Consider the following 24752-nt stretch of genomic DNA (forward strand, 5'->3'; position numbering starts at 1 on the left):
CGCCGTCAAACGCGCCCGGCACAACTCCTACCGGGTCAAACGCCCCACCGACCAGAACATCCGCCATACCGGCCCGGCCACCCCCCTACTGGCCTGCCCAAACACCCAAACTTAACGGCATTGGGTCTGGGCCCCGGTGGGGTCGGTGGCGGTGAGTTGTTCGCCGTCGAGGTCGTAGGTGTAATGCCAGGTCGATGAGGTGCCGCCGACGGCGGGCAGAGTTTTCTGCGCCAGGCGGTCGAGTTGGTCGTAGGTATTCGTGGTGGTGTTGCCGTTGGGATCGGTCGTAGAGGCGACACGGCCGAGGCTGTCGAACGTTTGTGTTGCGGTCGGGGTGATCGCGGTGCTCGAGCCGGGCGGGGTGTAGGCGGGCGCGGAGGTGCCCAGGAGTTCGCCGTCGGCGTCGTAGGTGTAGCTGGTGATGTTGCCGACCGGGTCCGAGGTCGAGGTGCGGTCGCCGAAGGTGTTGTAGCCGATCTCGGTGATCGGGTGCACGGCGATCGGATTGGATCCGCCGCTTTCAGCGTTGACCACCGGCTGGGTGACCGTGGTCAGGCGATCGGCCGCGTCGCTGGTGTAGGTGGTGGTGTAGGTGGCTGGTGTTCCGCCGGTGACGTTGCCGCGTGGGTCGACCATCGAGGTCACTGTGCCGCGCTGGTCGTAGGTCCAGGTGGTGACGAGGTTGGTCGAGCCGTTGTGCACCGTTTGGGAGGTGCGGTCACCGATCGCGTCGTAGGTGTAGTCGGTCTGCTCGGTGACCGACCCGTTCGTCACCGCGCGCGAGGTGAGGTGGTCATCGGCGTCGTAGGTGTTAGCCGTGACCCGGTTGATGCCGGTTCCGTTTCCGGAATAGTTGTTGAAGTCGTCTGTTTCCTGGACGATCCGGCCGCCCGCATCGCGCTGGTATTGGGTGTCGAGGTTGTCGAGTGTGTAGACGTAGCCGAGGTTGCCAGCCGCATCATAGTTGTAGTTGATCAAGGCCAGGCTGGTGGTGGAACCGTCCGGTTGGTGGAAGTTGGCGAGGTCTTCCTCGCCGAGGCGTCGGTCGGCCCAGTACCAGTAGGCATGGGTGCGGCCCATCGCGTCGGTGTCGGAGGCGAGCAGGCCATCCGGGTCGTAGGCGCGGGAGTCCAGCATCAGGTCAGTTGCTGAGGACGGGTTGGTGGGATCACCGGTCCACTGCTTGAGCGTCGTGGTGAGTTGGTGCCCGTCCGGGTCGTAGGTGACGGCGTAGACGTTGCCGGCCGGGTCGGTCACCGAGGTCCGGTTGCCGTAGCCGTCGTAGCCGTAGCTGATCTTACGGCTAGCCGGGTCGGTGGTCGTGGCGAGTTGGTCGTGGGTGTCGTAGGTATTGGTGGTGACGCGCCGGGTGTCCCCGCCGGTGGTGTCGGAGACGGTGCGGGTGAGCACGTCGCCGTCCGGGTCGTAGGTAAAGCTGACCTGCGGGGTGTGCACGGTGCCGGTGACGGCGTCGGTGGCGGCTGGACCGGTGTGGCTGAGCAGCCGGTCGTTGCCGTCATAGGCGAGGGTCGTGGTGATTCCGTTGGGGAACGTGTCGGAGACGTCGGTTTGGCCGGTGCGGCGGCCAAGGTTGTCCGAGGTGTAGCTGGTCTTCAGCCCGGACGGAGTGAGGACCTGGGCGAGGTCGCCGGCGCTGGTATAGGCGTAACTGGTGACCTTGCCCAGCGGGTCGGTTTGGGTGGCGAGCAGCCCGGCCGGTTCGGTGCCGCCGCCGACCGCGGCCTCGCTGCCGGTGGTGTAGGCGTTCGTGGTGGCCGCGCCGAGCGGGTTAGTCGTGGTGAGTAGATCGCCGCTGGTGGAGTAGGTGTAGCTGGTGCGATAGGTGGTGTCAGTGGGTCCGGAGGAATTGGGGTTGAGGTAGGTGGTGGGTTTGTCGTTGCGGGGGTCGGTGACGGCGTAGGTTCCGGCGGCGGGATAGGTGGCGTAGCTGGTGCTCCAGGCGCCCAACTGGTCGCCGATGGTTCTCGACAGCACGTTGCCGCGGGCGTCGTGGGTCGTAGTGAGGTAGTCGCCGTCGGGATGGATGGTGGTGTAGAGGAAGCCGTTGGTGTCGTAGCGATAAGCGGTGAGCTGTCCCAGGCCGTCGGTACTGGCGATCAGGCGTCCCCCGTTGCCCGGTTGGTAGGAGTACGCCCACGTGGCGTTGCCGGGGTCGGTGACCGTGACAGTGGTGAAGGGGACGGGGCTGGTGGAGGACTTCTGGGCAGCCTGGTACATCGAGGTGACCGCGGCAGCGTCCACGGTGGTCTGATTAGTGATCGATTTGTAGATCGCGGCGGCTGCGATGGAGCCGGTGAAATAGCCTTGGGCGTTAGTGGGAGCAGCTGGCCAGTCGGGGGTGACATAGCCGGCGCCGACGTAGAGGTCCCCGATGATGCTCGGCCCCGAGGTGCTCCGGGTGGCAATTTGGGCGCCGTCGAGGTACAGGCTTTCCGTGGCGTCGGTGGTGGAGTAGTTGTTGAGGGCGAGCACGACGAAGTGCCACTTGCCGTCGGTGACCGTGCCCGCGGATGCCATCGGGCTGACGTAATCGTCGTATACTTCTCCGTACAGACGGCCGTCGTTGCCGACGTAGAGGGTTGGTTCGTAGTAGTTCGGTGTTGTGCCGATCGGCGTGTCTTGGTAGCCGGCGAGCACGCCACCCGGGGTAGTGGTTTTGAACCACAATGCGATCGCACCGGGATAGTTCTGGCCGCCGGGGATGGTGACATAGGAACTGCTGTTGCCGTTGAATCCGGCGGCGGTGTCCGGCAGGTTCGGGAACGGTCCGGGCTGTCCCAGGGTGATGTTGTGGTACGTGGCGGCGCCGTCGGACCGTTCGTATCCGGTCGCGTCGGTGGCGGGCATGTCGTTGACCGCTTGCGTGCCGCCCGACTCGCCGAAGCGCCAGAAGTCTTTGGGATGGGTGGCCAGCACAGCGCCGCGGTACTCCGCGGAGGAGCCCTGCGTGGTCGAAGGATTGATCTTCCAGGTGCCGCCATGGATGTCGGTGACCTGGGTCGCCCGGTCTTTGGCGCTGTCGTAGGTGATCTGTGCTTGGGCGGCACCGGCCGGGGGGTGATCGAGGTGATCTCAGTGGCGGCTCGGGTGCCGACGGTGTACTGCTGGGAGATGACCGGTCCACCGAGGGGCTTGGTGTAGAAGGCGACTTCGGCGATGTTGCCGTTGAAGTAGCTCCATCCGGACGCGGGCGGGTTGACCCAGGCGTTGCCGTTGAACAGGCCCGCGCCCACGAAGTTCAGTGGGTCGAAGTTGTAGAGCTGCCCGGACTTCGAGCCGATGAGTTGGCCGTCCAGGTAGAGCGACTGTGACGTGCCGGATCCCACGATGGTGACCTGGTGCCAGGCGGCGTCGTTGACCCGGTTGGCGCTGACGAGGGGCTGGACGCTGCCGTTCCAGAACTGGCCGTAGAGCTTGCCGTCAGAACCAACGTAGAGCACCGGCATCGCGCCAGAATCTGGGTTGCTTGCCCCGATGGTGCTGTGGCCGGTGGAGAACAGGATCCCGCCCGGACCATTCAGGGTTGTTTGGAACCGTAGCTGGACACCGAGATAGGTGGTCGACGACACCAGCTGGTCGGGCAGCCGGACCGAGGACGAGCTGCCGTTGAAGTATCCCGACGTCGTGGGGGAACCTGGCAGCGGCGCTGCCCCGCCCAGGGAGACGTTGGTGTAGGTGCCGTTCTTGGTGCCGAGGTTGGCGGCGATCTCGTCGGTGGCGGTGGTCCCGGACGAGTCGCCGAAGCGCCAGTAGGCATACGGCCCGGCGTCGAGGACGGCGCTGCGGTAATGGGAGCCGGAGTTGGTGCCGCTGGTCAGGGTGTAGTCGGTGCAGGCGGTGCTCGAGGTGGGCGGGCACACCTGGGCGAGGGAGTCGCCGCTGTAGGTGTAGGTCCAGGTTAGCGGCGAGCCGCCGGTGGTGACGGCATCGGTGGCGACCTGGGTGACATGCCCGCCACCCCAGCTCAGGTGCAGCGACCGGTTACTCGCGGTGTTGATGATCGTCGACAGGGTGCCGTCGCCGGCGTAGGTCAGCGTTTCCGAGCGGCCGTCGGCATCGGTGATCTTGGTGAGCTTCCACGTAGTGCCAACCTGGCGGGCGAAGGTATAAGCGGTGCCGCCGCGGTCGGTGAGCGTATATCCGCCGCCCGTGATGGGTTGGAAGGTGGCGTAGGTTCCCTGCGGTGGCGTGAACGTGGTGCCGTCGACGTTGAGCCCGAACCGGACGGTGTGACCGTCGGGGTAGGTCACCACCACGTTGCCCGAGCCGTCGTTGTCGGGCGTGGCCGCCATGTCGTAGGCGGTGGACCAGCCGGCGCCGAACAGGTTGGCGGTGCGGGGGTCTTGGGAGTTGTAGGACCGCACGATCGACAGGGCTGGTCCCACGCCGGCGACGTTGGCGTCGGTGACGGCGGTGGTGTAGTCGCCCACACCGGGGTCGAAGTTCCGACCACTGGTGTTCACCGCGGCCGCGCCGAGATGCGAGGTGATCAAAGGCTGTTGGACCGCGGTAGTGAAGTACGACGGGGCCGAGGACGGGCTGGACCCGAGGGTGTCATTGTTAGCAACCGTCCAGGAGTAACTCTGGTTCCAGACGAGCTTGCCGGACGGCACGGTCCAGGTGGTCGAGCTGATCCAGCCGGAGTCGACGACAAGGGCTGGCGTGCTGCCGTCCGTGGGGGCGGTGTAGACCTGGAAGTCGTAAGTCAGGCCACGATTGGGATAATTGTCCGGGTCGTGGCCAGTGACGTAGAGCTGCGGTGTCAACGACCCGAGCACCGTATTGGACAACGGTTGTTGGGAGTCGATCTGTGGGGGTGTGTTCGCAGAGTTGATCAGTTCGCAGGGCGAGTCGACGCCGTAGGTCAGGTTGAACGAGGTGGAGCCGTTGAACATGTCCCAGCACAGGTAATACTGGCCGGGACTGACCGGACCGATATTGCCGGTCATGGTGACCGTTTGGTTGGGGTTGACGGTGAACGGCAACGCGGTGGGTGGGTCCACCGACCCGCTGATGCGCAGGTTGTTCCAGTTCAGATCGTAGAGCTGGTACCACAGTGACTGGTTCCCAGGCGTCCAGGCGTTGTTGCCCAGATTGGTGATGGTGACCTGCTGCGACCCCGATGCGGTGCTGGTCGGCTCGACGTAGTTGTTGGGGAAGGAATAGGCCGCCCCGTAGGGGCTGTAGGTGATCGACAGGTACGGCGGGTACGGGGAGTTGACGCTGTCGAAACGCTTCCAGGCGTAGCTGTCGCGGGTGTCCGCGGTCACCGCCAGACCCAGGTTCGGCCCACCATGGGTCCAGCTTTCCAACAGCCGGGTGCCCGCCGCGGACGGGTTGTCTCCGAGATCGACCGACACCCAGGCCGGCCCGGGGCAGCCGCTGCTGTAGCCGACCGCCGTGTTCGTGACGCCGATCGGGCCGCCGTAGGTCAGGCCGGGGTAGGTGTTGATCGAGTAGACGTTCCACCCGCTGGTGATCGGCGAGACGTAGAACGGGCGGGCTTGGCAGGAATAGGACCAGATCTCGTCGAGGTTGAGGGTGACTGCCTCGATGTAGTCGTTGGTCAACGACCCGACGTTGAAGTTGAGGTACGAGTTGGCGATGTTCGATCCACCGTCATACGTGCCGACCTTCAGCTCGGAATCGCTGCTGTAGTTGGCGGTGAACGGGCTCATCACGTACGTCGACGATGAGGTGTTGAGGTCGGCCACCGATGGATCGACCTTCACCGGGAACACGCGCGCCGGGTCATGCAGCCACGCCTCGTCCAAGTCCACCTGCAACGCCGGTCGGCCGTTGACAGTGGTCAGGCCGTAGGTCACCCCGGTGGACATGGTGCCGTCGCCTGAGCGTGGGTCGATCTTGGCGTCCTCCATGAACCCGCTGGCGATCACATCGCGGACGTGACCCTGGGTGTCGGTGAGTTGCACGCTGCCGCCGGGTCCCATCGACGCGGTCAGCCCTCGCAGAGTCAGCGGGAACACCCAGGTGGTCGGCGCCGAGGCGTCGTGCAGGACCAGCGTTTCTTTGACTCCGGTCGCCGTCGTGAGATACGTCGCGTCGGCGTGGGGTTGGATCCCCGGGTAGGTGATCGTGCTACCGGAAGCGACCCCCGGAGTGGCAGACGCTCCTTGCACGCCGAATCCGAGCGAGGTCGACGCATCGAGCTCCAGGCCTACCAGGCTGGACGCGTCGCCAGCCGCGGCGAACGAGGCCGACGGAGCGTCGGCTTTCTCCCGCCAGGCGCCGTCGCTGCCGCGCACCAAGGTGGTGTCGATGTCCGCCCACGTGCCAGTGGAGGTCTGGTAATGCACCGGACGGGGATAAACCCGGGCGGTCAGGGTGCCATCGGGATTGGCAAACACCTTCCGCGTGGCGTTGCGTTGATCAACTAACTCCTTGCCCGGAGTCGGCGGTGCGGAGCGGGTTCGCGCGGCGGCCGACTGGGCTTCCCCGTGCTGCGCCACGTTGGAGGCCTGTGGAGTTACCGCTGGGGTCGGCGTCTTCGCCTCCGGTGCCGCGCCGGGCACCGTGCCAGGCTTGGCCGCGCTCTTGGCGTGCTTGTTGATCGCTGACTTGGCTGTGTGTGGCAGTCCAGCCGCGGACCCGGACCGTTGCTGCGGTGTGGACGGCGTGCCGGCGACGGTTGATGCCCAGGCGTCGGCCTGACCAGCACCCGCGGTCATCGCGACCGCGACGACGATGAGCCATGCGGTGGTTCGTGCCCACAGTCGCCAGCCGCGCCGACCTGCACGACCGGCCGAGTGCCGCGTCCGTCTGATGACCTGGACATGCGTAAGCCACGGTGCCGCGCCCACCACGGTCTCCTCGCGTCAAGCGCTTCCCGAACGGAGGCGCGGTCGCCGTATCTGATAGCCGAGGCAAAATGCAAAGGGCAAGGCCCGCGTCGGCCGTACACGGAAGATCTGGGCAGGTTTGTCCGGTTCAACACCCAAACGGCCCAGCCGTCTCTACTTTCCGTATACGCACGAAGCCTGTGCCGCGTGGCCACCGTCTGGCCTGCTGCGTGATCAACTTTTTCAGCTACTGGTGATCTCCCCAGTGGCCAGTAACATCGCTCCGCCTCACGAGACCACCGCCATCGGGTCAACAGGCCCCGGTACGCACGCAGCAGGAGCCCCAGCCCATGACGTCACCCACCCACGGCTTCGCGCGGCTCATCGGCGCGGCGTGCGTGGTCTTTGGCCTGTCCGTCGTCGCCGCCACGCCCGCCCAGGGGGCTACCCGATCTGAGGAATGGCCACTGGATAGCGCGCACTTTCGCGCCGACGACGTTTGGCAGCACAGCCAAGGCAACAGCATCACGGTCGCGGTACTCGACACCGGGGTTGACGCCAGGCACCCCGACCTGGCCGGCCAGGTGATCGCAGGCACAGGCTTCGTCGGAATCACCGGGGATACGGGCCAAACCGATCTATCCGGCGATTCTCATGGCACCTCGATCGCTGGAATCATCTCCGGCACGGGCAAGGCCGACAACGGATCCGGGATGATGGGATTGGCACCCGGTTCCCGGATTATGCCCGTGCGGGTATCACTGAATGGAACAGCCGAGCCCGTGGCGCTGGCGAAGGGCATCATCTACGCCGCCGACCAACAGGCGAACGTCATCAACATATCGATCGGCACAACGACACCCGATCCCATTATCCGGTCGGCCGTCAACTACGCCCTCGGCAAAGGAAGCATCATCGTGGCCGCCGCCGGCAACAGCGGCGACCAGGGCAACCCACCGACCTACCCCGCCTCCTTTCCTGGCGTGGTCAGCGTCACCGCAGTCGACACCTCGGGCCGATTCTGGCCCCGCAGCGAATCCGGACCGCAAACGACTCTCGCCGCACCCGGCGTCGATATCTTCTCCGCGAACGACCATGGGGGGTATCTCTACGGGGACGGCACCAGCTACGCCGCACCCTACGTCGCCGCCACCGCCGCGCTGATCTGGTCACAACACCGCCAGCTGACCGCCGGCCAAGTAATTGCTCAACTGATCGCCACGGCGAATCACAAAGGCGACCAACCCCACGACAACGAATACGGATACGGCCTGATCAATCCCCTCCGTGCACTCACCACCCCCCCAACCCAGCAGACCAGGAGCAACCCGCTGCTGACCGCACCCCCTCCCGCAGGCCCCACCTCAAGCGGTCTTGAATGGCTCGTCCCCACCATTGTCGGCAGCATTGCCGTTCTCGTCGCGATCACGACGCTAACCATCCGACGTCGCCGACGGGCTCACGCCACATCGAAAAAGCGTCCCGCACGCTAACAACACCACCCCAACACCGCATCAGCCAGAAAGACGCACCTGCCATGAGACTCCTGGAAACCCCGCGCCAACGAAGAGTCGCCCTTGTCACCATACTCGCCACCGCCATAACGGCAGCCGTGGTAACGATCCTGCTCGTGATACCCACCAAACAGCCTGTCGTCTACACCAACATTTCCCGCAACTTCCGCACCTGCCTATTCACTACCGACCCCGCTGCGGCCGCACCTATCTGGCAGGCTGTACAACAAGCAGCCGCGGACCAACCCATCAACGCGCAGCGGTTCACCGCCCCCCACGGCACTCCCGCCGATCTGACGCCATACCTCAACGGCCTCATCGCTACGAAATGCAAGCTCATCGTCGCCGTCGGCACCGACCTCCATGACACCGTAAGCACGGTCGCTTCCGCCAACCCGTCAACCGAATTCATCAATATCGGAAGCACCACCGCGCTCTCCAATATCCATGACCTACCGGCCGACCCTCACCAAATACGCCAACTCGTCCTAGATGCCGCGCACAAACCACCCGCCACCACGGCCACAGCACCATCATCGAGCACACCACTACCCTCGACCAAATGACAGTCACCATCGGCGCCCTCCGGGGGCGTCGCGCACAAACGGCTGACTTCCTCCCTCTTTGTTTTCGCGACGATCCGTGCCGATGAGTCACCAACTACCTGCTGACTTTCTGAGCTCATAGCGCCGCAAACCCCCACCGGAAACTGACGCGTCGCCGCCGCAGAGGCCCGGCGGCCTGCGGCGTTGCTGGACGAAGGCGCCCCTCGGCCATCACGACCCGCACACATGGCATCACTGGCCGGCGCCGAAACACACACGGCCACAGAGAGCGTCACTACCAGCACATAGTGATGTCCCCATCCCACCAGCAAAGGAGATCACCATGAAAGCACGCCTCGCAGCCCTCGGGCTCGCATTGTCAATAATAGCTGGATTGATCCTTTCCGGATCCTCCGCGGCGGCAGCCCCGACCGCCTTCAATATCTCCGGAATCGACCTGCACGACGGCATGATCGTCGAAAGCGGCGGCACCTACTATCTCTACGGCACCGAGTATGGATGCGGCTTCCAGTGGGGACAGGCGAACACGCCCTGGTGCGGATTCGGGGTTTCCACCGCGACCAGCCCGTCCGGCCCATGGAGCACACCGACGCTCTTGTTCGACCCCAACGCCATCGATCCCTGGACCAACACCACGTGGGTCAGCGAATGCGGCTCCACCGGCGCCGGCTGCTTCAACCCCAGGATGATCCAACGCAGCGGATGGGGTGCCAACGACGGCGTCTGGATCCTGTGGTTCAACGCCCCCGCCGACTACAACCGCAACCGGGCCAACGCCTACTACGCCCTGGGCTGCAACGGACCCGCAGGCCCCTGCGGCTACACCGCGCCCTACGGCTCGGTGCACAAACCCAACCTGTGGGTCTGCTCCGGTAACGGCGACTTCAGCATCGTGCCCAACGGCTCCGCCCCGCCCGTCATGCTCTGCACCATGCCGGACCAAACCCTCGCCGAGGAACAACTCGACACCTGGGGCACCAACGGCACCGGCACCGGATCCACCAACCTCGCCGGACTGACCAACACCGAATCCCCCGGCGCATACCAAGATCCGGGCACCGGCACCTGGATCATGACCTACTCCGACCCCAACTGCGGCTACTGCCAGGGAGCCGGCACCGGCTACGCCACCGCCACCAACCTACTCGGCCCGTGGACCGCGCCGACCAACACCGGCTGGTCCGCACCCGCCACCGGACGCCGCGACCTATCCGCCACCTCCTGCGGCGGACAACCCCGCACCGTCATCACCCTCGACGGCCAGCCCTACCAAACCATCGACCTGTGGACCGGCAGCGCGAACGAAACCACCGCCGGCCTGCACTACGAACCCCTCACCTACCAACACCCCGCCGGCGGCAGCGGCACACTCTGGCAACCATTCACACCCTGGACCTGCGGATAACACCGGCATGGGGTGGGCGGGAAGGCCAGCGCCGACCCTGACCGCCCACCCCATCCTCCCCGCCGCCATCAACGGCGCCCCGTAGTCTTTCCGCGACCCTCCCCCACCTGCCCAGAGAGGACACCGAATGTCCCTCGGTGCCGCCGTCCGCCGATCCCTCGGCCGCTGGGAACCCACAGCGATCCGCCTCTACCGCAACGCCTTCATCAACCTCGACGCGCTCGCCACCACCGTCGCCAGCATCGCCCCGACCGCGAAACGCATCCTGGAAATCGGCTGCGGCGACGGCGCCATGGCCGCCGCACTCCTCCGCGCCCAGCCCCACGCCACCCTGCTCGGCCTCGACCCCGGCACCGCCGACCCCGGCCGCATGTACGACGAAGACCCCACCAAGGTCGAATTCCGCCGGATCACCACCACCGAACTCCTCGCCGAGAACCCCGAACCGTTCGACCTCGTCATGCTCTGCGACGTCCTCCACCACGTCGCCGACCACCAACGCCTGGCCGTGCTCCGCGACGCCGCCGCACTCACCGCACCCGGCGGCACCATCGCCATCAAGGAATGGGAACGCCGCCCCGGCCCGGGCTTCCTGCTGGCCTACGCCGCCGACCGCTGGGTCTCCGGCGACGCCACCGTCCGGTTCATGCCCCGCGCCGAACTCGACACCATGATCATGACCGCCATGCCAGGTTGGTCACTCACCAGCGAACACCGCATCCCCCCACGCCACGCCAACCTGCTCCTTACCCTCCAACGGCCAGACGAGTAGACCCGCGCCCCGCAGCCCACACGCACGTGCCCGCGGATTCCGCCGCAGTCCCGAGGTCGTCGCGGATACCACAGTCGCGGACCGACCAAGGCCAGCCAACGCAACCCGGGCGTGCATGCTGCCTTGGTACGCACACGCCAACGCCGTTGCATCTCCTGCGAAAAGCTGACCGCGGCCGGATGAACACAACCGGGCCATAGTCAACTCACCTCTGCCGCAGCCTGGCTCAAGTCGGCCGGCACCGCGTCACTCATCGCCTGGGCCCGAGCAGGCGCGATCAGCGATCAGCAGACGTACAAGCGCCCGGGCCTGCGCGCAGCGGCCAGCCCAGTCGAACCCGCTACACTCGACACTCAGCCGCCCCGACAGAGGACCCTCACGGGAGACACGACCCCTTTACCTGACGGCAAGTTCGGACTTCTCCCCCAGATTCGTCTACACAATTCCCCGACCTGCGAAGACGGAGAATCCCCTGCACAATCCGGGTCCGTTGAGGTCACTTTACCGTAGTTCGGGCAACCAGCCCTATATTCCACTCTCCCATTTTTCTCCCCTCCCAGTATCGGCCAACATGGACAACGGGCCCCACTACTTGGCCGAGCGTGGCGAGGATCCTTCGGCGCTCATGGTCACCCCAGGTGTCTCGCGCAGCCAGCGGCGCCCACCCCGTCACTCCGCCGCGCCGGTTCCACGGGTCGGCGACGTGGGAGCCGTGCCTGGAGCTTGGAACAGGGGTGCCCGAGGTTTGGCTTGCGGTTCGGGGTTGGCTTCCGCCTGGAACGAGTGGTCGCGGCTCCGAACGGCTGCAGTCTTAGTTGATTGGGCGGGCATCGCATCTGCCGAGGGCGCCGTCCGGGTCTCCGGCCGTGCGGGTGCCGGGATCATCCGATGTGGCCGCTGCCGCAGCCCGGCGTCCTCACGCGGTGGGTCGAGCGCCCGTTTGGCCGCCGAGACCCGAACCTTGCCCATCGCGGCATCGCGCGCGTCCGCCACCCGACGCTGCACGCCAGGCAGCATCCCACGAATCCGACTGGCCAAGACCGCATCCCCACGAATCGTCCGCCACACCTCGTGATCGGCCGGCAGGCTCGCCATCACCAGTGCATGCACCCGATCCAGCAGGTCCCCGCCGACCACATCACGCCATGCCAACACCCGCGCAGCTGTCCAATCCGCCACAAATCCACCTCTGCTCATTCCGGCCACACAAGTACAGCGCGTGACAGTCAGTTGCTCCGCTGGTACTCGGGCCATTTCCACTAGCTGTCAACGGAAACTTGGATCTCTTGGTGGGCGGACTTCTGCTGTCCGGGCTGGCGGACAGCAGAAGTCCAGGCTGATGCCCAGCGGATCTCCGGGTGGGGTTAGCTCAACGGCATCACGCCTTTGCCCGCGAGTGCTTCGGCGAGCCGGTGGCTGTCACCCTTGGTGAGCACGAGGTGGGCGTGGTGCAGCAGCCGGTCGACGGTGGCGGTGGCCAGGGTCTTGGGCATGATCGTGTCGAACCCGCTCGGGTGGATATTGCTTGTCACGGCGATCGAGCGGCGTTCGTAGGCGGCGTCGACGACGCGGTAGAACGCCTCGGCGGCGTCTTGGCCGGCCGGGAGCATGCCGATGTCGTCGACCACGATCAGCTCGCAGCGGCAGATCTTTGTGATCGTGCGGGCGATCGAGGCATCCACCTTCGCCTTGCCGATCGTGGCGGTCAGCGACTCGAGGGTGAACCAGGCGACCCGCAGGTCGGCCTCGATCGCGGCGTGCGCCAGCGCCTCGACGAAGTGGCTTTTGCCGGTCCCGGACGGCCCGGCGACCGCGAGGTTCTCCGCCCGCCCGATCCATTCCAATGTGGATAGGGCGTTCTGGGTGGCCTCGGGGATCGAAGAGTCCTCGGCGCGCCAGGAGGAGAATGTCTTGCCGGTGGGGAAGTTCGCGGTCTTGCGACGTGTGCGCCGGGTCGCGCTGTCGCGGCCGGTGACCTCCTCGCCGAGTAGCACGCGCAGGACTTCGGCGGGGTCCCAGCGCTGCGCGCGGGCGGTGGCCAGCACGTCGGGCGCGGCCTTGCGCAGGTAGGGCAGCCGCATCCGGCGCAGTAGCGTGTCGAGCTCGGCGGGCAGCGCGGGTGGGGTCGGGTTCACTGGCCGAACACCTCCCAGCCACGGGTGCCGGGCTGCACCGAGTGCTGCTCGTCGGCTACCACGACCTCACCGACCGGCCGGGCGCCGGCGAGGTGGTCGACGATGGAGGGCAGGTCGTCGTCGGCGAACCGGCCCGCGATCGCGGCCAGTCCGAGTGCCTCGTCGACGGTGTCGGCGCCGATCGCGGCGGCCAGTTCGACCGCCCGGCGCATCTTCGACCGCACCCGCGGCGCACCCGCGGCGGCGGCCTCGACCAGCCACCGGTGCGCACCCTCACCGAGGGCGAGGAACGCGACCTCCTCCGGGGTGCGGGCCTTCGGTGTCGGCCGGTGAACGCTGCGACCGCTGGGATGGTGCGGGTAGTGCTCGTCGGCGATGCTTGGGTTGCCCGGCGTCGAGAGCCGGTGCCGGGCGATCTCGGCCAGGCCGTGCTCGGTGCGGGCGGTGATGGCGAGTTCCTCCCCAACGACCCGGCACCACACCCTGGTCCCGACGTGGCCGGGCGGGGTGGAGTAACGCACCGACCCGAACCGGACGGTCTGGTCATCATCGACCAAGCGTTCCTCCCCCAGCGCGGTCGCATGCGGCTCGGCGGGCAGCACGTGCAGATGCGCCCGCTCGTCGGCCAGCCGTGCCACCGGCGCCAGCCGGGTCTCTCGATGCGGGCGGGTGTTGACCTGCTCGCACCACTTTTCGGCCGCGGCGGCCAGCTCGGTGAACGAGGCGTAGGCGCCCAGCAGATTCGCCGAGGTCGGCACCAGATCGGCCTTCGCGATCTTCACCGTGGCCTCGACCCCGCCCTTGGACTCCGGGTCGAACGGCACACAGGTCTCCACCTTGCAGCCGTAGTGGCGGCCGACCGCGACCATCTCCGGATGCCGCACCGCAACCCCCGCGATCCGATCCATAGTCACCGTCCGCGCGTTGTCGGTGAGCAGATACGTTGGCGCGCCGCCGAAACGCCGCAGCGCAGTGTCCACACACGACACCAGAGTGCCCAGCGTCTGGTCCCACACCGGGATCACCACCCGGAATCGCGACCACGCCAGCCACGCGCAGAACAGGCTCGTCGCACGGCCCGCCACCACCGGACCGGCACCCCAGTCGACCTGCATCCACATCCCCGGCTCGGCCACCCACGGCCGATACGTGCGGCGCCGCCCGGCCCGCCAGGCGGTCTTGGCCTCCGCCACCGCCCGCCGGGTCGAGCGGTCCGTGCCGCCGAAGCCCATCGCCACGAGCCGCTGGTGCACCACGTCAGCGCGGATCTTGCCCGCCGACGCCTCCACCAGCTCCTCGATCTTGGGCATGAACGGGTCGATCGCGCGAGGCCGCCGCGCCGGGCCGGTCGGGTTCATACCAGCATCCCTCCGGGCGACATAGCGTTTGACGGTCTTGGGGTCCACACCCGCGAGCTGGGCTGCTGACCACGCGCATCGGGTCAGGTCGAACGCTTCGAGGATCTCCATCACTTCCCTGCCAGACTTGGTCACGGTCTCTCCGGTCGAGGCGGCTACTGACGGCAACCAGCAGCCAACTCCACCGGAGAGACCACTCCCTCACATCAAGGTCAACATCTGGAGATCAACTGGCCACAGACCGAGACTTCTGATGTCCGCAGACCTGGGCTTCTGTGTCCGCCCACCAAGATTTTCTCGTGTCCGCCGGCAACCCTCCGAGAGCTGCACGGAGATCACGGTGGTCTGCTCGTTCGGCGGCGAGGTCACGCTGGTCACCACCGCCGGCCACACCGTCGAGGCATCCGGGCTCGGCGGACTGGCCAGGGCGCTGCCCGCCTGGCCGGGCACGAACACCACCGACACGTGCGCACCGGGTGAAACCTCGGGCGGAAACTGGCCCGCCTTCAACGCCAACGCCGCGATCGCCTGTCCCGCCGCCGGAATCCCGGCACCGCTGAGGACGCCCGGGGTGAGCAGTGTCCCCGGGGGCAGGCTCGTCGACAGTGTCTTGCCCACCACGCTGGTCGCCTGGCTGGCGTCCACCACGGGCACCCCGGGGTCGACCGCGACGTTGACCTGCCTCAGGTCCTGGACGGTCAGCACCTGCCCCACCGCCACCGGTCGCGCCAGCGCCAGCACCGGCTGGCGGTTGCCGGCCTTCAGCGACACCACCGCGAACCCACCGGCACAGGCCAGCACGAGCAGCACGCCCAGCAGCAGGTACGGGATGCTGCGCCGCCGATTCGTGCCCCGCAGCCGCGAGGCGGACTTCCTGCTCTCAGCCACCCAGGAGCCGCTCCCCGAACGAGACCGGCCGGCATCGGCCTGGGTCGTGATATTGGTGCTCACGCCGGTACCTCCAGGCACACGAGTGGTACGCCGCGTCGCCGAGGTCGTTCAGCGAGCGGATGGAAAAAGCTCTGGTATGTCGTTGTGGCGGACGCCAGGCGACGCCGATGGGGTCAGCCGCCGTTGTTCAACGCCTGCGCCTCCGCGACACGAAACGCCGCACGCGAGGTCGTGGTCATGTCCGGGAACGTCCCGCCCTGGCCCGCACCGGACCACGTGACGCTCCAATGAACCGTCGCCGTCACCGGAAACGCTTCGGCGACCTGACCCGCCGAGGACGACCGGTAGGTGTAGCCGCAGTCCGGCGAAGCCGCCCTCGGATCACTGCCTGGCCGAAACGGCGTGCCCGCACCCTGACAGGTCACCGTGGCGCCATCCCCCATCGACCAGGTCACCGACGTCGGGGTCGCCGTAGCGGTCACCGACACCCCCGGTACCGACGCGGTCGCCGACACCGGCCCCCACCCGTTCGACAGCCACAGCCACGTCGGCAGGTTTACCAACTGCTCACCGGCCGGATTCGCAGCGATCGTCGGCGACGGAAGCCGCAACTGCTTGCGCGCCATGGCCGCGAGTTCGGCCGGCGAGGGCAACGGGGCCGCACCCGGCTGCTGCCCGTTCGGGATCCACACCGGTGGCCGGTACAGCGCGTCCTTGCCCACCCCGGGCCCGGTGCACTTCCAGACATACCAAGCACCCTGCTGACCTTGATCCGGACCTGCGACCGGCTCCGCCAACATCCCCGTACGCGCTCGCGAGCGCGTGAACACCGCAGGCTGAACGACCACAGCGGAGTTCACCAGCCTGGTGTAGGCGGCGGTAGTCACACCACCGGCAGGCGGTTGGTAGTCGCTCTTGACATACGAACAGTTCGCCAGGTTCGTGTTATCATCGGTGATCGTGTCACCCGGAGCCGGCTCGCCGCCGCTGGCCCCGGAATTACTCTGGCCAGTACGGCCCGGTTTCCCATTGCTGTTTCCCGGATTCTCGCCAACCTTCCCGTCATGGCCGCCCGTACCCGCGCCGAGATCGCAGGCGGGTGTAGGGACCTGGCTGCAGGATGTACTGCCCCAGCCACCGTCCGCCAGAACCGGAGAAGCCAAACCAATCATGCTTAAAGTCGCGATTCCCGCGATGGTGGCGATACGGCGCATGGTCAACACGTCCCCACATCGTGAACGCCATAGTCGGTGACCTTCCAGGTACCATCGGATTGCTTCTCGACGATGGCATTGATCAACTGGCGACCACCAGGCTTATCGTCCGCGAGCTGACCGTTATCGGCGCGGTACTTCAGCCAATGGCTCGAATCCCCACAGTCCGTGATAATGATCTTCTTGGGGGCGTTGAGCGGGTCCGCGGAAGAGACGGCAGGGTTCAAGATTGGCGCACCCTTGGTGACCAAGCCGTTGTAGTGATCGGCATACAGGCCACGTGACAGGTTCGTCAGCGCGATTCCTGTCGCGTACTGTCCCAACTTCGAAGACTGCCAGTCCGAGGTGTATCCGGCCTCGACGAAGTCCTGCCACATCCCTCGGTACGCCGCGAGGGCGGCCTCCTTGGCCTGGTCCGCTAACGACGACGTGATAGCCGGGGAGGACGAAGTCGACGCGGCAGGCATCGAGGTGGGTGACGTAGAGCCACCCGCGCTCCTGGAGCTACAGGCCGCTAGTGCCAACGCCAGTGTCCCTGCGGCGAACATCACCGCGCGCTTAACACCCCACGCGTTCAAGGTCACCCTCCTGTCACGCCCAACCCGCAGACATCCGCAGAGATCGTCTACCGCCTCCGCGATTCACAACTCGTCCTACACCTGCCACCCTTACCGACTGCAAAGTGGGGAAGCACTGACTTTGAGGTCGGAATGAGGATATCGGCGAAATCTTCACCCGTCCGGATTACAAGATCGCCGGATGTGTTGGTCTTGAGCCACACTGAGGTCACGATCTGCGGCTTCTTGCGACCGGGGTGGCCGTACACCGATTACGTCAGGTCACGAAGGACGGTGCCAGTTGAGTGGGGGCGCCCTCATCGCGTCATGGGCGGGCGTCGGGGTTTTGGTAGGCGCGGCCCTTGGGATCCCGACGCGGCGGCTGCTCACGTCAGATCCGCCGCGTCTGCTGGCGGCCCGCCCAACGGTTCCGGTCCTCACTGCGATCTTGTACGCAGCGCTGGCCTGGCGGGTTGGCGAACACTTCGACCTGTTGCCCTTCAGCGTTTTCGTGGTCAGCGGTGCCATGCTCAGCTTGATCGACCTCGTCGATCAGCGACTGCCGAGCGTGATCCTCTACCCCGCTACCACCCTCGTCGGGCTGCTGCTCGCTGCCTCGACCGTGCTGCACCCCAGTACGCCCGGTTTCGTTCGTGCGCTCGCGGGCATGGCGCTCCTGGCGGCGTTCTACCTCGTCCTGGCGTTTCTTTCCGGTGGCGGACTCGGGGCGGGTGACGTAAAGCTGGGCGCGCTGCTGGGGCTGACTCTCGGCTGGGTGAGCTGGTCAGCACTTATCACGGCCACCTTCTTCGGATGGCTGGCCGCAGCCCTCGCATGGCTGCTTCTTCGCGCGACCGGGCGCGCGCCGGCTGACTACCTACTGCCGATGGGGCCTTACCTCATCCTCGGGGCGTTCCTCGCGATCATCATGCCGCCAACCTGACTTGGCGTGTATTGGCAGACGCTCGGCGCTGCGTCAGAGTTCGCAGCTCGAGCGCCCCGTCTCGCTGGACCATGCTGTGTAGACCCGAGGAGCACCGCGTTTCACGACTCAAAAGACGGGCGTCCACGAATATCACCCGATCGACGCAACAGGGGCACCCTGGCGACATAATCGCAGGTCAGCCGCGGTGACGCCCCATCGGCGCCGCGCGGCCGCCCCATAGCCGACCTGGTCAGTATCCCGCAGCGCACGGTTAATTGATTCCCGGTCGGTCACAGCACCACCGGCCAGAAGAAACCTAGCCCGTGGACCGATTCTACTGACTGTTCCCGTCTGTAGTCAGCTGCGTCGATCACGAGCGACCGCTTTTTTCGTGGTCACGAAGGATAAAGCAAGGAACTTGGGCTCACTGACTCATTGGAGTAGATGATGCTCTCCCAACGATTCGCGGAGCCCGGTGTTTCGCGACACCAAAAGACTCAGCTCGCTGTGCCGCGTTTCTCTGTGCACCGGCGCGTCGACGAGAATGGAGCGGGGAATACCGCGCCAGGCGGTGACGCACGATGAACCATGACCAGTGGATCGTTCCGTGCCGTGACGCTGCCGGCCGTGAGCGAACCCTGTGCGTCATCGTGCGCGGCTCCGAGGTCGTTATTGTCGCTCCCCCAGGGGAGTCTGCGATCCTCGACCGGACCGGAGCGGCCCGCTTCCTTTCCATCGTCGCGATGTCCGCGCACGTGGCGAACACGCCCGCGCCAGGTGCGTCTGGCCGCGCCGGACAGACCGCAACAGCGAGCACGGTGGAGCAGTACAGCGACGGCGTTCCCCCGGCCGTCGACGGGCGCCCTGCTCCGCCGTCATATCGCGGCGGGACCGCGACCCCGATACCGGTCCGAGCCATTGTCAATACCTGTGGATCAAGATCTTTAAGCGGCGGTCGGAGTGGGGTGCTCGTCAGGTCGTTCGACGAGCTTGCCGTTGACGAACACCGCGCCGGAGCGCACCAGCGCGACGAGATGGGGTGCGTTCACCGCGCGCCACCGATCCTGCGCTGACTGGATCAGCTTGAACGCCATCGCCAGCCCGGCAGCCCGTGAGCCGGGACCCTTGGTCACCTTCGTCCGATGCCGCACGGTGGCGAAGGTGGACTCGATCGGGTTGGTCGTGCGCAGATGGATCCAGTGCTCGGCCGGGTAGTCGTAGAACGCCAGCAGCTCGTCGACATCGTCGGTGATCTTGGCGACCGCCTTGGGGAATTTGGCGCCGTAGGCGGCATCGAAGGCTTTCACCGCGTCCAGGGCGTGCCGGCGGTCCTCAGCGTTCCAGATCTCCGCCAGCGCCTTCTTCGCTCCAGGATGGGCCGACTTGGGCAGCGCGGCGAGCACATTGGCGATCTTGTGGAACCAGCACCGCTGTTCGCGTGTTTCCGGAAAGACCTCGCGCAACGCGCCCCAGAACCCCAATGCCCCATCCCCGATGGCCAGCACCGGTGCCCGCATCCCACGCCGGCGACAATCGCGCAGCAGATCCGCCCACGACTCGGTCGACTCGCGGTAGCCGTCGGCCAGCGCGACCAGTTCTTTGCGGCCATCAGCCCGCACGCCGATCATCACCAGCAGGCACAGCGTGTGCTCCTCCAGGCGGATATTGACGTGGATGCCGTCCGCCCACAGGTAGACATAGTCCACACCGGAGAGATCCCGTTCGGCGAAGGCGCGCTGCTCGGCCTTCCACTGCTCGGTCAGCCTGGTGATCACCGGTGCGGACAGGCCCGCGGTCGAGCCGAGGAACTCACCCAGCGCAGGCACGAAATCACCTGAGGACAGGCCATGCAGGTACAACAGCGGCAGCACCTCGGTGATCTTCGGGGTCTTGCGTGCCCACGCCGGCAGGATCGCCGAGGCGAACCGCTTCCGTTCGCCCGTTTCGCAGTCCACACGCTTGTCGTTGACCCGCGGCGCGGTCACTCCACCGCGCCCGCGCTGGTCAGGACCTCGCGCGGTTGGTGGTAGCCGTTACGCACCACCAGGCGGTGGCCGTGCTCGTCACGCTCGTCGGCGAACGCGGCAAGGTAGGCGTCGACCTCGGCGCGCAGGGCTTCGGCCAGCATCCGGCGGGCACCCTCCCGGACGATCTGGTCGATCAACGACGACTCGCCCGCGGCCGGACGGCCCTCGTCGCCGGAGGCGGAGTCAGGGACTACGGTGAGCATGGCGTGCCTTCCCGACCGACGCGCCAACGTCGGCCTGCTTGAGAACCTCTACTCGATCACCGGGAAGGTACGCCCTTCCTCGGCCGATCCACAGGTTTCAAGCATGGCTCACCGGTCCCGCCGCGATCCTCAACGTACTTGTCGGCAAGGGTGACTCGCAGCAGTAGCGCATAGACGGCGAGTTCATCATCCAGCCCACTGCGCGGGAGTCATTCGATCGACCGCCACACCGGCTGCGGCGGGGCCGGAGCCGCGCCCGACGCCTCCGGTCCCGCCGCCACCAACCGTCCAACTACCAGGAGAACGTCGGCGTGAGTACTACGGTTGAAAGCGAACTCGACCGGAAACTGCACCGGGTTCGGCGGCTGTCCAACAGCTACCGGAGCCTGTTCAACTGGCCCACCACAGTAGACAGTAAAACGTGCTCAATTAGTTTGCGCATCGGTGAGGTCGTGGACGCACTGACCATGCGCGCTGGGTTCGCGGCCGAGGTAAACAACATCCTCACGGTCCACATGATGCACGCACCGATCATCGTCGCCCCGGGCACGCCCGATGACTGGATCTTCCTCACTCAACCGCGCACGGAGCTGCGTGCTTCGACCTGGGAAGACCTGATTCGCATCCAGGTGGAGTGGAGACAGCCCGGATCATTGATCGTCTTGCCCAACGAGCAGAACGCAAGCCAAGGACGCCGTTGGCTGAACGGCCCGACCGTGGGCAGAGAGCTTCCACCATGGAGCGCTGTTGTCGCGGCTGCCCGCTCGGCATCCACGCTGCGCGGGAGATGGTGACCGAGCCGTCCGCACAAGGTCCCGCCACCGTGCGCTATCCATCGTCTGATGGCTGCCCAAGTCGGCGAGGCTTCTTGACCAGACAGTGTCCGGTGCGGCGGCAGGTGGGACTACCGTGATAGCAGTTGGTCGCGATGCGTCCACGCGAGATGGAGCGCGGCAGCAGCGCCGGGCGAGAGTTGGCCATGCTCGCGAAGCTCGCACAGGGTGTGCTCATCGAACGGCAAAGCCCGGGCAGGGACCGAACCTTCGGAGTTCGCCCTGACCGCTCCCGCGAACAGGTCGTCGTAGAGGTCTGGCGCTATCACCGCGACGGTGAGGATGTCGCCGCTCAACGTCAAGGCGTCGAGCGTAATACCCAGGCACCAGATCATGATGTCGCCGGCCTCACGCGCACGGTCAAGGGTGACGAAAGGCTCGAGGTCTCCATAGGCGATGGGGCGACCGCTGCCGTCGTACTCGTCATGTCCGAGCAATTCTTCGGCGAATTCTCGTTGAATGTTGCGCCAGAGCGAGAAGTCCTCGGCGATGGCTGCGGGCAAGACGCTGGAGGGCTGGAAGATCGCGGCGGGAAGCAGGTGTGTCATGCCGCCGCCTCCAGCGACCCGGCGGCCGTCGCGCTGGTGCAGGACGATGCTGGGCGACCTACCGCCGCGGACCGTCAGCGTGCCGACGGCGCCCATGAGCGGCCGCCGTGTGAGGTCGAACGGGTCGCCGACCAATTTGCGGAAAGTTAGTCGCTGCCAAGACGGCTTCAACGTGACCGGTTGGTCGTGGTGGTCGTAGGCAAGATGGTGCAGGGCAGTTTCGTGGGCGAGGGCTTCGTTGACGTCCATGGAGTCGAAGAAGCCCATGTGCCCGAACTGCATCGCCATGGTGGTGGTGCAGCAGTCCAGACGGGTGAGGCGGAAGCACAGCCGGTTCTCGAAGAGCCGCGGCGGAGCCAATTCCCGGATAGCGTCGTGGTACCGGCGGTATCGCTGGCCAGTTGTCGCCAACGGCCGCACGGCGGCGGTCTGCGGCTCCCCACCGGTAACGACCGGATCGCCCGCCGCCGGGTCCAGAACCAGTGAAACCTGGTGCAGTGGTATTGGGGACTTTGGGATCCAGTCCGGGTGCGCAATGACGCCGGTGCCTTCGAGGCCCGGGACTCGGCTGTCGGGGTAGAGCTCTTCGGCGACGACAGCCAGCGCACGGCGTGTGCTACCGAGCGCCGCCCGGGTTGCCAGCCACCGCTTCTGGTCCTGACTCACCTCTGCGTCCGTCTCCAGGACGTGGAAATCCTCGCGGTCGTCCGCTGCGCCCACCGGCGGCCGGACAGCGGATCTCGAAAGTCGCGCGGCTTCCACGTGAACGGCGGCGTCAAGCTCGTTTGTGGATGGCGCAATGGGGCGCGGCTGATTGACGCGCGGGTTCAGCAGCACGTCGAGTTCTTCAAGTGACACGTCAAGAGCCTTGGCAAGGGCGGCCCGGCGCCACGGCTGCGGAGTCAGGCTGCCGCGTTCCCATCGCCCGATTGTCGAAAATTCGACCCCCAGTTTATGGGCAAGCGTCTCCTGCGTGTAACCGAGTGCCTCCCGCCGCGCAGCGAGAGCGTCGCGTCGTGTTGCCATGGCTACTCCCCCGATCACGGGCTGGTCCAGCCTACCCGGGCAGGTATAGGCCCGGGTCGGTTCGTCGCTGCGTCGCGCCGGACACGCGTCGAGACCCGATGGGGCGAACCGCGCCGGCCTCGACTGTCCTGTTTTCGCAGGCAAGAGCATTCGGCGCCGCATAAACGCCTCATCGCCGCCCCGTAGGCGCTCTCGACCTACTCGATCGCGCGCGATTAACTCGTCGCGGCTGTGCCGCAACAGGTGACGCAGACCGACGCTGCCGATGCCCAGACGCCGGAGGGACCGTGTCCTCGCCACCAAGCACGGCGCGCCACGATCCCCTGGCCGCTCGAGACATGCGGCTTGGGGAAGCCAGCCGAAGCGGCACCACCAGGCGACAGCAGACAGGGAGCATCCGCATGAGCCAGATGGTTGATACCTCCGCCGACACCGACGGGGCAGCCACGATACGCAACGCCTTGACGGACAAGCTTCTGTCGGCCGGAGTGATCACCTCGTCGGTCGTGGAGCGGGCCTTCCGTGTGGTGCCGCGGCATCTGTTCGTTCCCGAGGGCACGCCGCTGGAGGTCGCCTACAACGCCCACGACTCGGTGGCGACCAAAAGGGACCGGGACGGCGTGATCGTCTCCTCGATCAGCGCGCCGTTCATCCAGGCTCGCATGATCGAGCAGGCCGGGCTCGGACCCGGGATGAGCGTGCTGGAGATCGGCTCCGGTGGCTACAACGCCGCGCTGCTGGCTGAGGTTGTCGGGCCGCACGGACGCGTTGTCAGCGTGGACATCGACCCGGAGGTGACCGACCGCGCCCGCGGCCTGCTCGATGCGACCGGCTATAGCGGCCGGGTGACGGTCATTCAGGTCGACGCGGAGGACGGTGTGCCCGGACTCGATGCGCCGGTCGACGCGATCGTTGTCACGGTCGGCGCGTGGGACATCGCGCCGGCCTGGCTTGCACAGTTGTCGTTGGACGGCACGCTTGTCGTTCCGCTCCGGATGAACGGGATCACTCGCTCGATCGGATTCCGCCGGGAGGGCAGCCACCTGGTGAGCACCTCGGCCGAGGTGTGTGGCTTCGTCCCGATGCAGGGCTCGGGCGCCCATGACGAGCGGGTCTTCTTGCTTCCCGACAGGCGCGGCAGCCACGTCAAGCTGCGGTTCGACGGCGACGTGCCGCAGGACATGAGCCTGCTCGACGGGGTCCTGGCGACGGCGCGTACCGAGGTGTGGTCCGGCGTCACGATCAGGCACGGCGTCTCGTTCGCCGACCTGCACCTGTGGTTCGCCTGCTTCCTGCCCGGTTTCTGCAAGCTGGCCGTGGACGAGGGAACCGACCTGGCCGCCGAAGGCGAGGGCTGGTTCCCCTTCGGGGTCGTGCGCGGCGACTCCTTCGCCTACCTGACGGTTCGTCCAACCCGGGAGGGCGTCGAGTTCGGTGCGCGGGCCTATGGAACGCACGGCGAGGCTGCCGCCACGGCCATGGTCGAACAGATCCAGGCGTGGGACCGCCGGGTCCGGGGCGGTCCCGCCCCGACGTTCGCCTACTGGCCAACCGGCACGGACCGGCCCGAGACCAACGAGGGCACGGCGGTCCTGGAGAAGACCCACGGCTTGCTCACGATCTCCTGGCCTGCAGCGCCGTGAGCGTCATCGCTGGCCAGGACGCACCACCCAACCCCGGAAGTGAGGAGTGAAACGGATGTCGCCAGCACTGGCCGTTGACCGCCCGGACCGTGAGGACGCCACCGTCGAGGACGCAGACTTCGAACTCGACATGCGCGTGGTGGAGTCCACTACACGGCTCGTGATCATGATGTGTGACACCAGCGACGGGTGCGGTGCCACCTGCAGCACCAGCGCGTGCAGCACCGGCTCCAACGACCCGTTCTGACCGAGCCCCTCCGCCGTCGGCGCCCGAGAGGCTCGGGCGCCGACGGCCACCGCTCACGTCGGGCGAG

At 66.6% G+C, this 24752-nt stretch carries 15 protein-coding genes and 1 pseudogene; 8 read left to right on the top strand and 8 right to left on the bottom strand.

The features are described from left to right. Positions 1-2117 precede the first annotated feature (2117 nt). On the bottom strand, positions 2118-6842 hold the full coding sequence (locus FFT21_RS30055) for a DUF6531 domain-containing protein (RefSeq protein WP_137816396.1): 4725 nt from the start codon (positions 6840-6842) through the stop codon (positions 2118-2120). A gap of 329 nt (positions 6843-7171) precedes the next feature. Here FFT21_RS30055 and mycP point away from each other — a divergent pair, with 329 nt between their 5' ends. The 4 genes from mycP (at position 7172) to FFT21_RS25110 (ending at position 11078) form a co-directional block, all read left to right on the top strand. Then, a complete protein-coding gene (mycP, locus tag FFT21_RS25095) occupies positions 7172-8314 on the top strand; it encodes a type VII secretion-associated serine protease mycosin (protein ID WP_137816397.1) in 1143 nt (380 codons plus the stop codon). Between the two features lie 119 nt (positions 8315-8433). Continuing rightward, complete coding sequence (locus tag FFT21_RS25100; RefSeq protein WP_137816398.1) at positions 8434-8901, top strand: type 1 periplasmic-binding domain-containing protein; 468 nt, start codon at positions 8434-8436, stop codon at positions 8899-8901. Positions 8902-9223: 322 nt separating this feature from the next. Then, a complete protein-coding gene (locus FFT21_RS25105; RefSeq protein ID WP_137816399.1) occupies positions 9224-10306 on the top strand; it encodes a glycoside hydrolase family protein in 1083 nt (360 codons plus the stop codon). A gap of 127 nt (positions 10307-10433) precedes the next feature. Then, positions 10434-11078 carry a class I SAM-dependent methyltransferase gene (locus FFT21_RS25110; protein ID WP_137816400.1) on the top strand — a complete coding sequence of 215 codons (645 nt, stop codon included), beginning with the start codon at positions 10434-10436 and terminating at the stop codon, positions 11076-11078. A gap of 1364 nt (positions 11079-12442) precedes the next feature. Here the strand turns inward: FFT21_RS25110 and istB are convergent. The 5 genes from istB to FFT21_RS25135 form a co-directional block, all read right to left on the bottom strand. Beyond that, positions 12443-13159, bottom strand: coding sequence for an IS21-like element helper ATPase IstB (gene istB, locus FFT21_RS25115; RefSeq protein WP_225978744.1), 717 nt, complete (start codon positions 13157-13159; stop codon positions 12443-12445). A 50-nt stretch (positions 13160-13209) separates the two neighbouring features. Next, a complete protein-coding gene (istA, locus tag FFT21_RS25120; protein ID WP_137816417.1) occupies positions 13210-14682 on the bottom strand; it encodes an IS21 family transposase in 1473 nt (490 codons plus the stop codon). A 90-nt stretch (positions 14683-14772) separates the two neighbouring features. Beyond that, positions 14773-15459, bottom strand: a complete 687-nt coding sequence (locus tag FFT21_RS25125) for an SAF domain-containing protein (protein ID WP_225978741.1) — start codon at positions 15457-15459, stop codon at positions 14773-14775. Positions 15460-15635: 176 nt separating this feature from the next. After that, positions 15636-16676, bottom strand: coding sequence for a hypothetical protein (locus FFT21_RS25130; RefSeq protein ID WP_225978745.1), 1041 nt, complete (start codon positions 16674-16676; stop codon positions 15636-15638). A gap of 2 nt (positions 16677-16678) precedes the next feature. Continuing rightward, positions 16679-17053: a hypothetical protein gene (locus FFT21_RS25135; RefSeq protein WP_137816404.1), complete on the bottom strand. Its 375-nt coding sequence runs from the start codon at positions 17051-17053 to the stop codon at positions 16679-16681. 628 nt (positions 17054-17681) lie between these two features. Between FFT21_RS25135 and FFT21_RS25140 the strand changes: the two genes are divergently transcribed. Then, complete coding sequence (locus FFT21_RS25140) at positions 17682-18176, top strand: prepilin peptidase (protein WP_225978742.1); 495 nt, start codon at positions 17682-17684, stop codon at positions 18174-18176. 926 nt (positions 18177-19102) lie between these two features. Here FFT21_RS25140 and FFT21_RS25150 read toward each other — a convergent pair. Continuing rightward, a pseudogene (locus tag FFT21_RS25150) lies at positions 19103-20388 on the bottom strand (IS256 family transposase). Between the two features lie 311 nt (positions 20389-20699). Between FFT21_RS25150 and FFT21_RS25155 the strand changes: the two are divergent. Next, positions 20700-21182, top strand: a complete 483-nt coding sequence (locus FFT21_RS25155; RefSeq protein WP_137816406.1) for a hypothetical protein — start codon at positions 20700-20702, stop codon at positions 21180-21182. A gap of 110 nt (positions 21183-21292) precedes the next feature. On the opposite strand, the gene FFT21_RS25160 is transcribed toward FFT21_RS25155, so the two are convergent. Further along, on the bottom strand, positions 21293-22795 hold the full coding sequence (locus tag FFT21_RS25160; protein ID WP_137816407.1) for a helix-turn-helix domain-containing protein: 1503 nt from the start codon (positions 22793-22795) through the stop codon (positions 21293-21295). A gap of 401 nt (positions 22796-23196) precedes the next feature. Between FFT21_RS25160 and fxlM the strand changes: the two genes are divergently transcribed. After that, positions 23197-24438, top strand: a complete 1242-nt coding sequence (gene fxlM, locus FFT21_RS25165; protein WP_137816408.1) for a methyltransferase, FxLD system — start codon at positions 23197-23199, stop codon at positions 24436-24438. A 55-nt stretch (positions 24439-24493) separates the two neighbouring features. Further along, complete coding sequence (locus tag FFT21_RS25170; protein WP_137816409.1) at positions 24494-24685, top strand: FxLD family lanthipeptide; 192 nt, start codon at positions 24494-24496, stop codon at positions 24683-24685. Positions 24686-24752 lie beyond the last annotated feature (67 nt).

Origin of the sequence: Gandjariella thermophila (assembly GCF_005405885.1) — a bacterium.
Taxonomy (GTDB): Bacteria; Actinomycetota; Actinomycetes; order Mycobacteriales; family Pseudonocardiaceae; genus Gandjariella; species Gandjariella thermophila.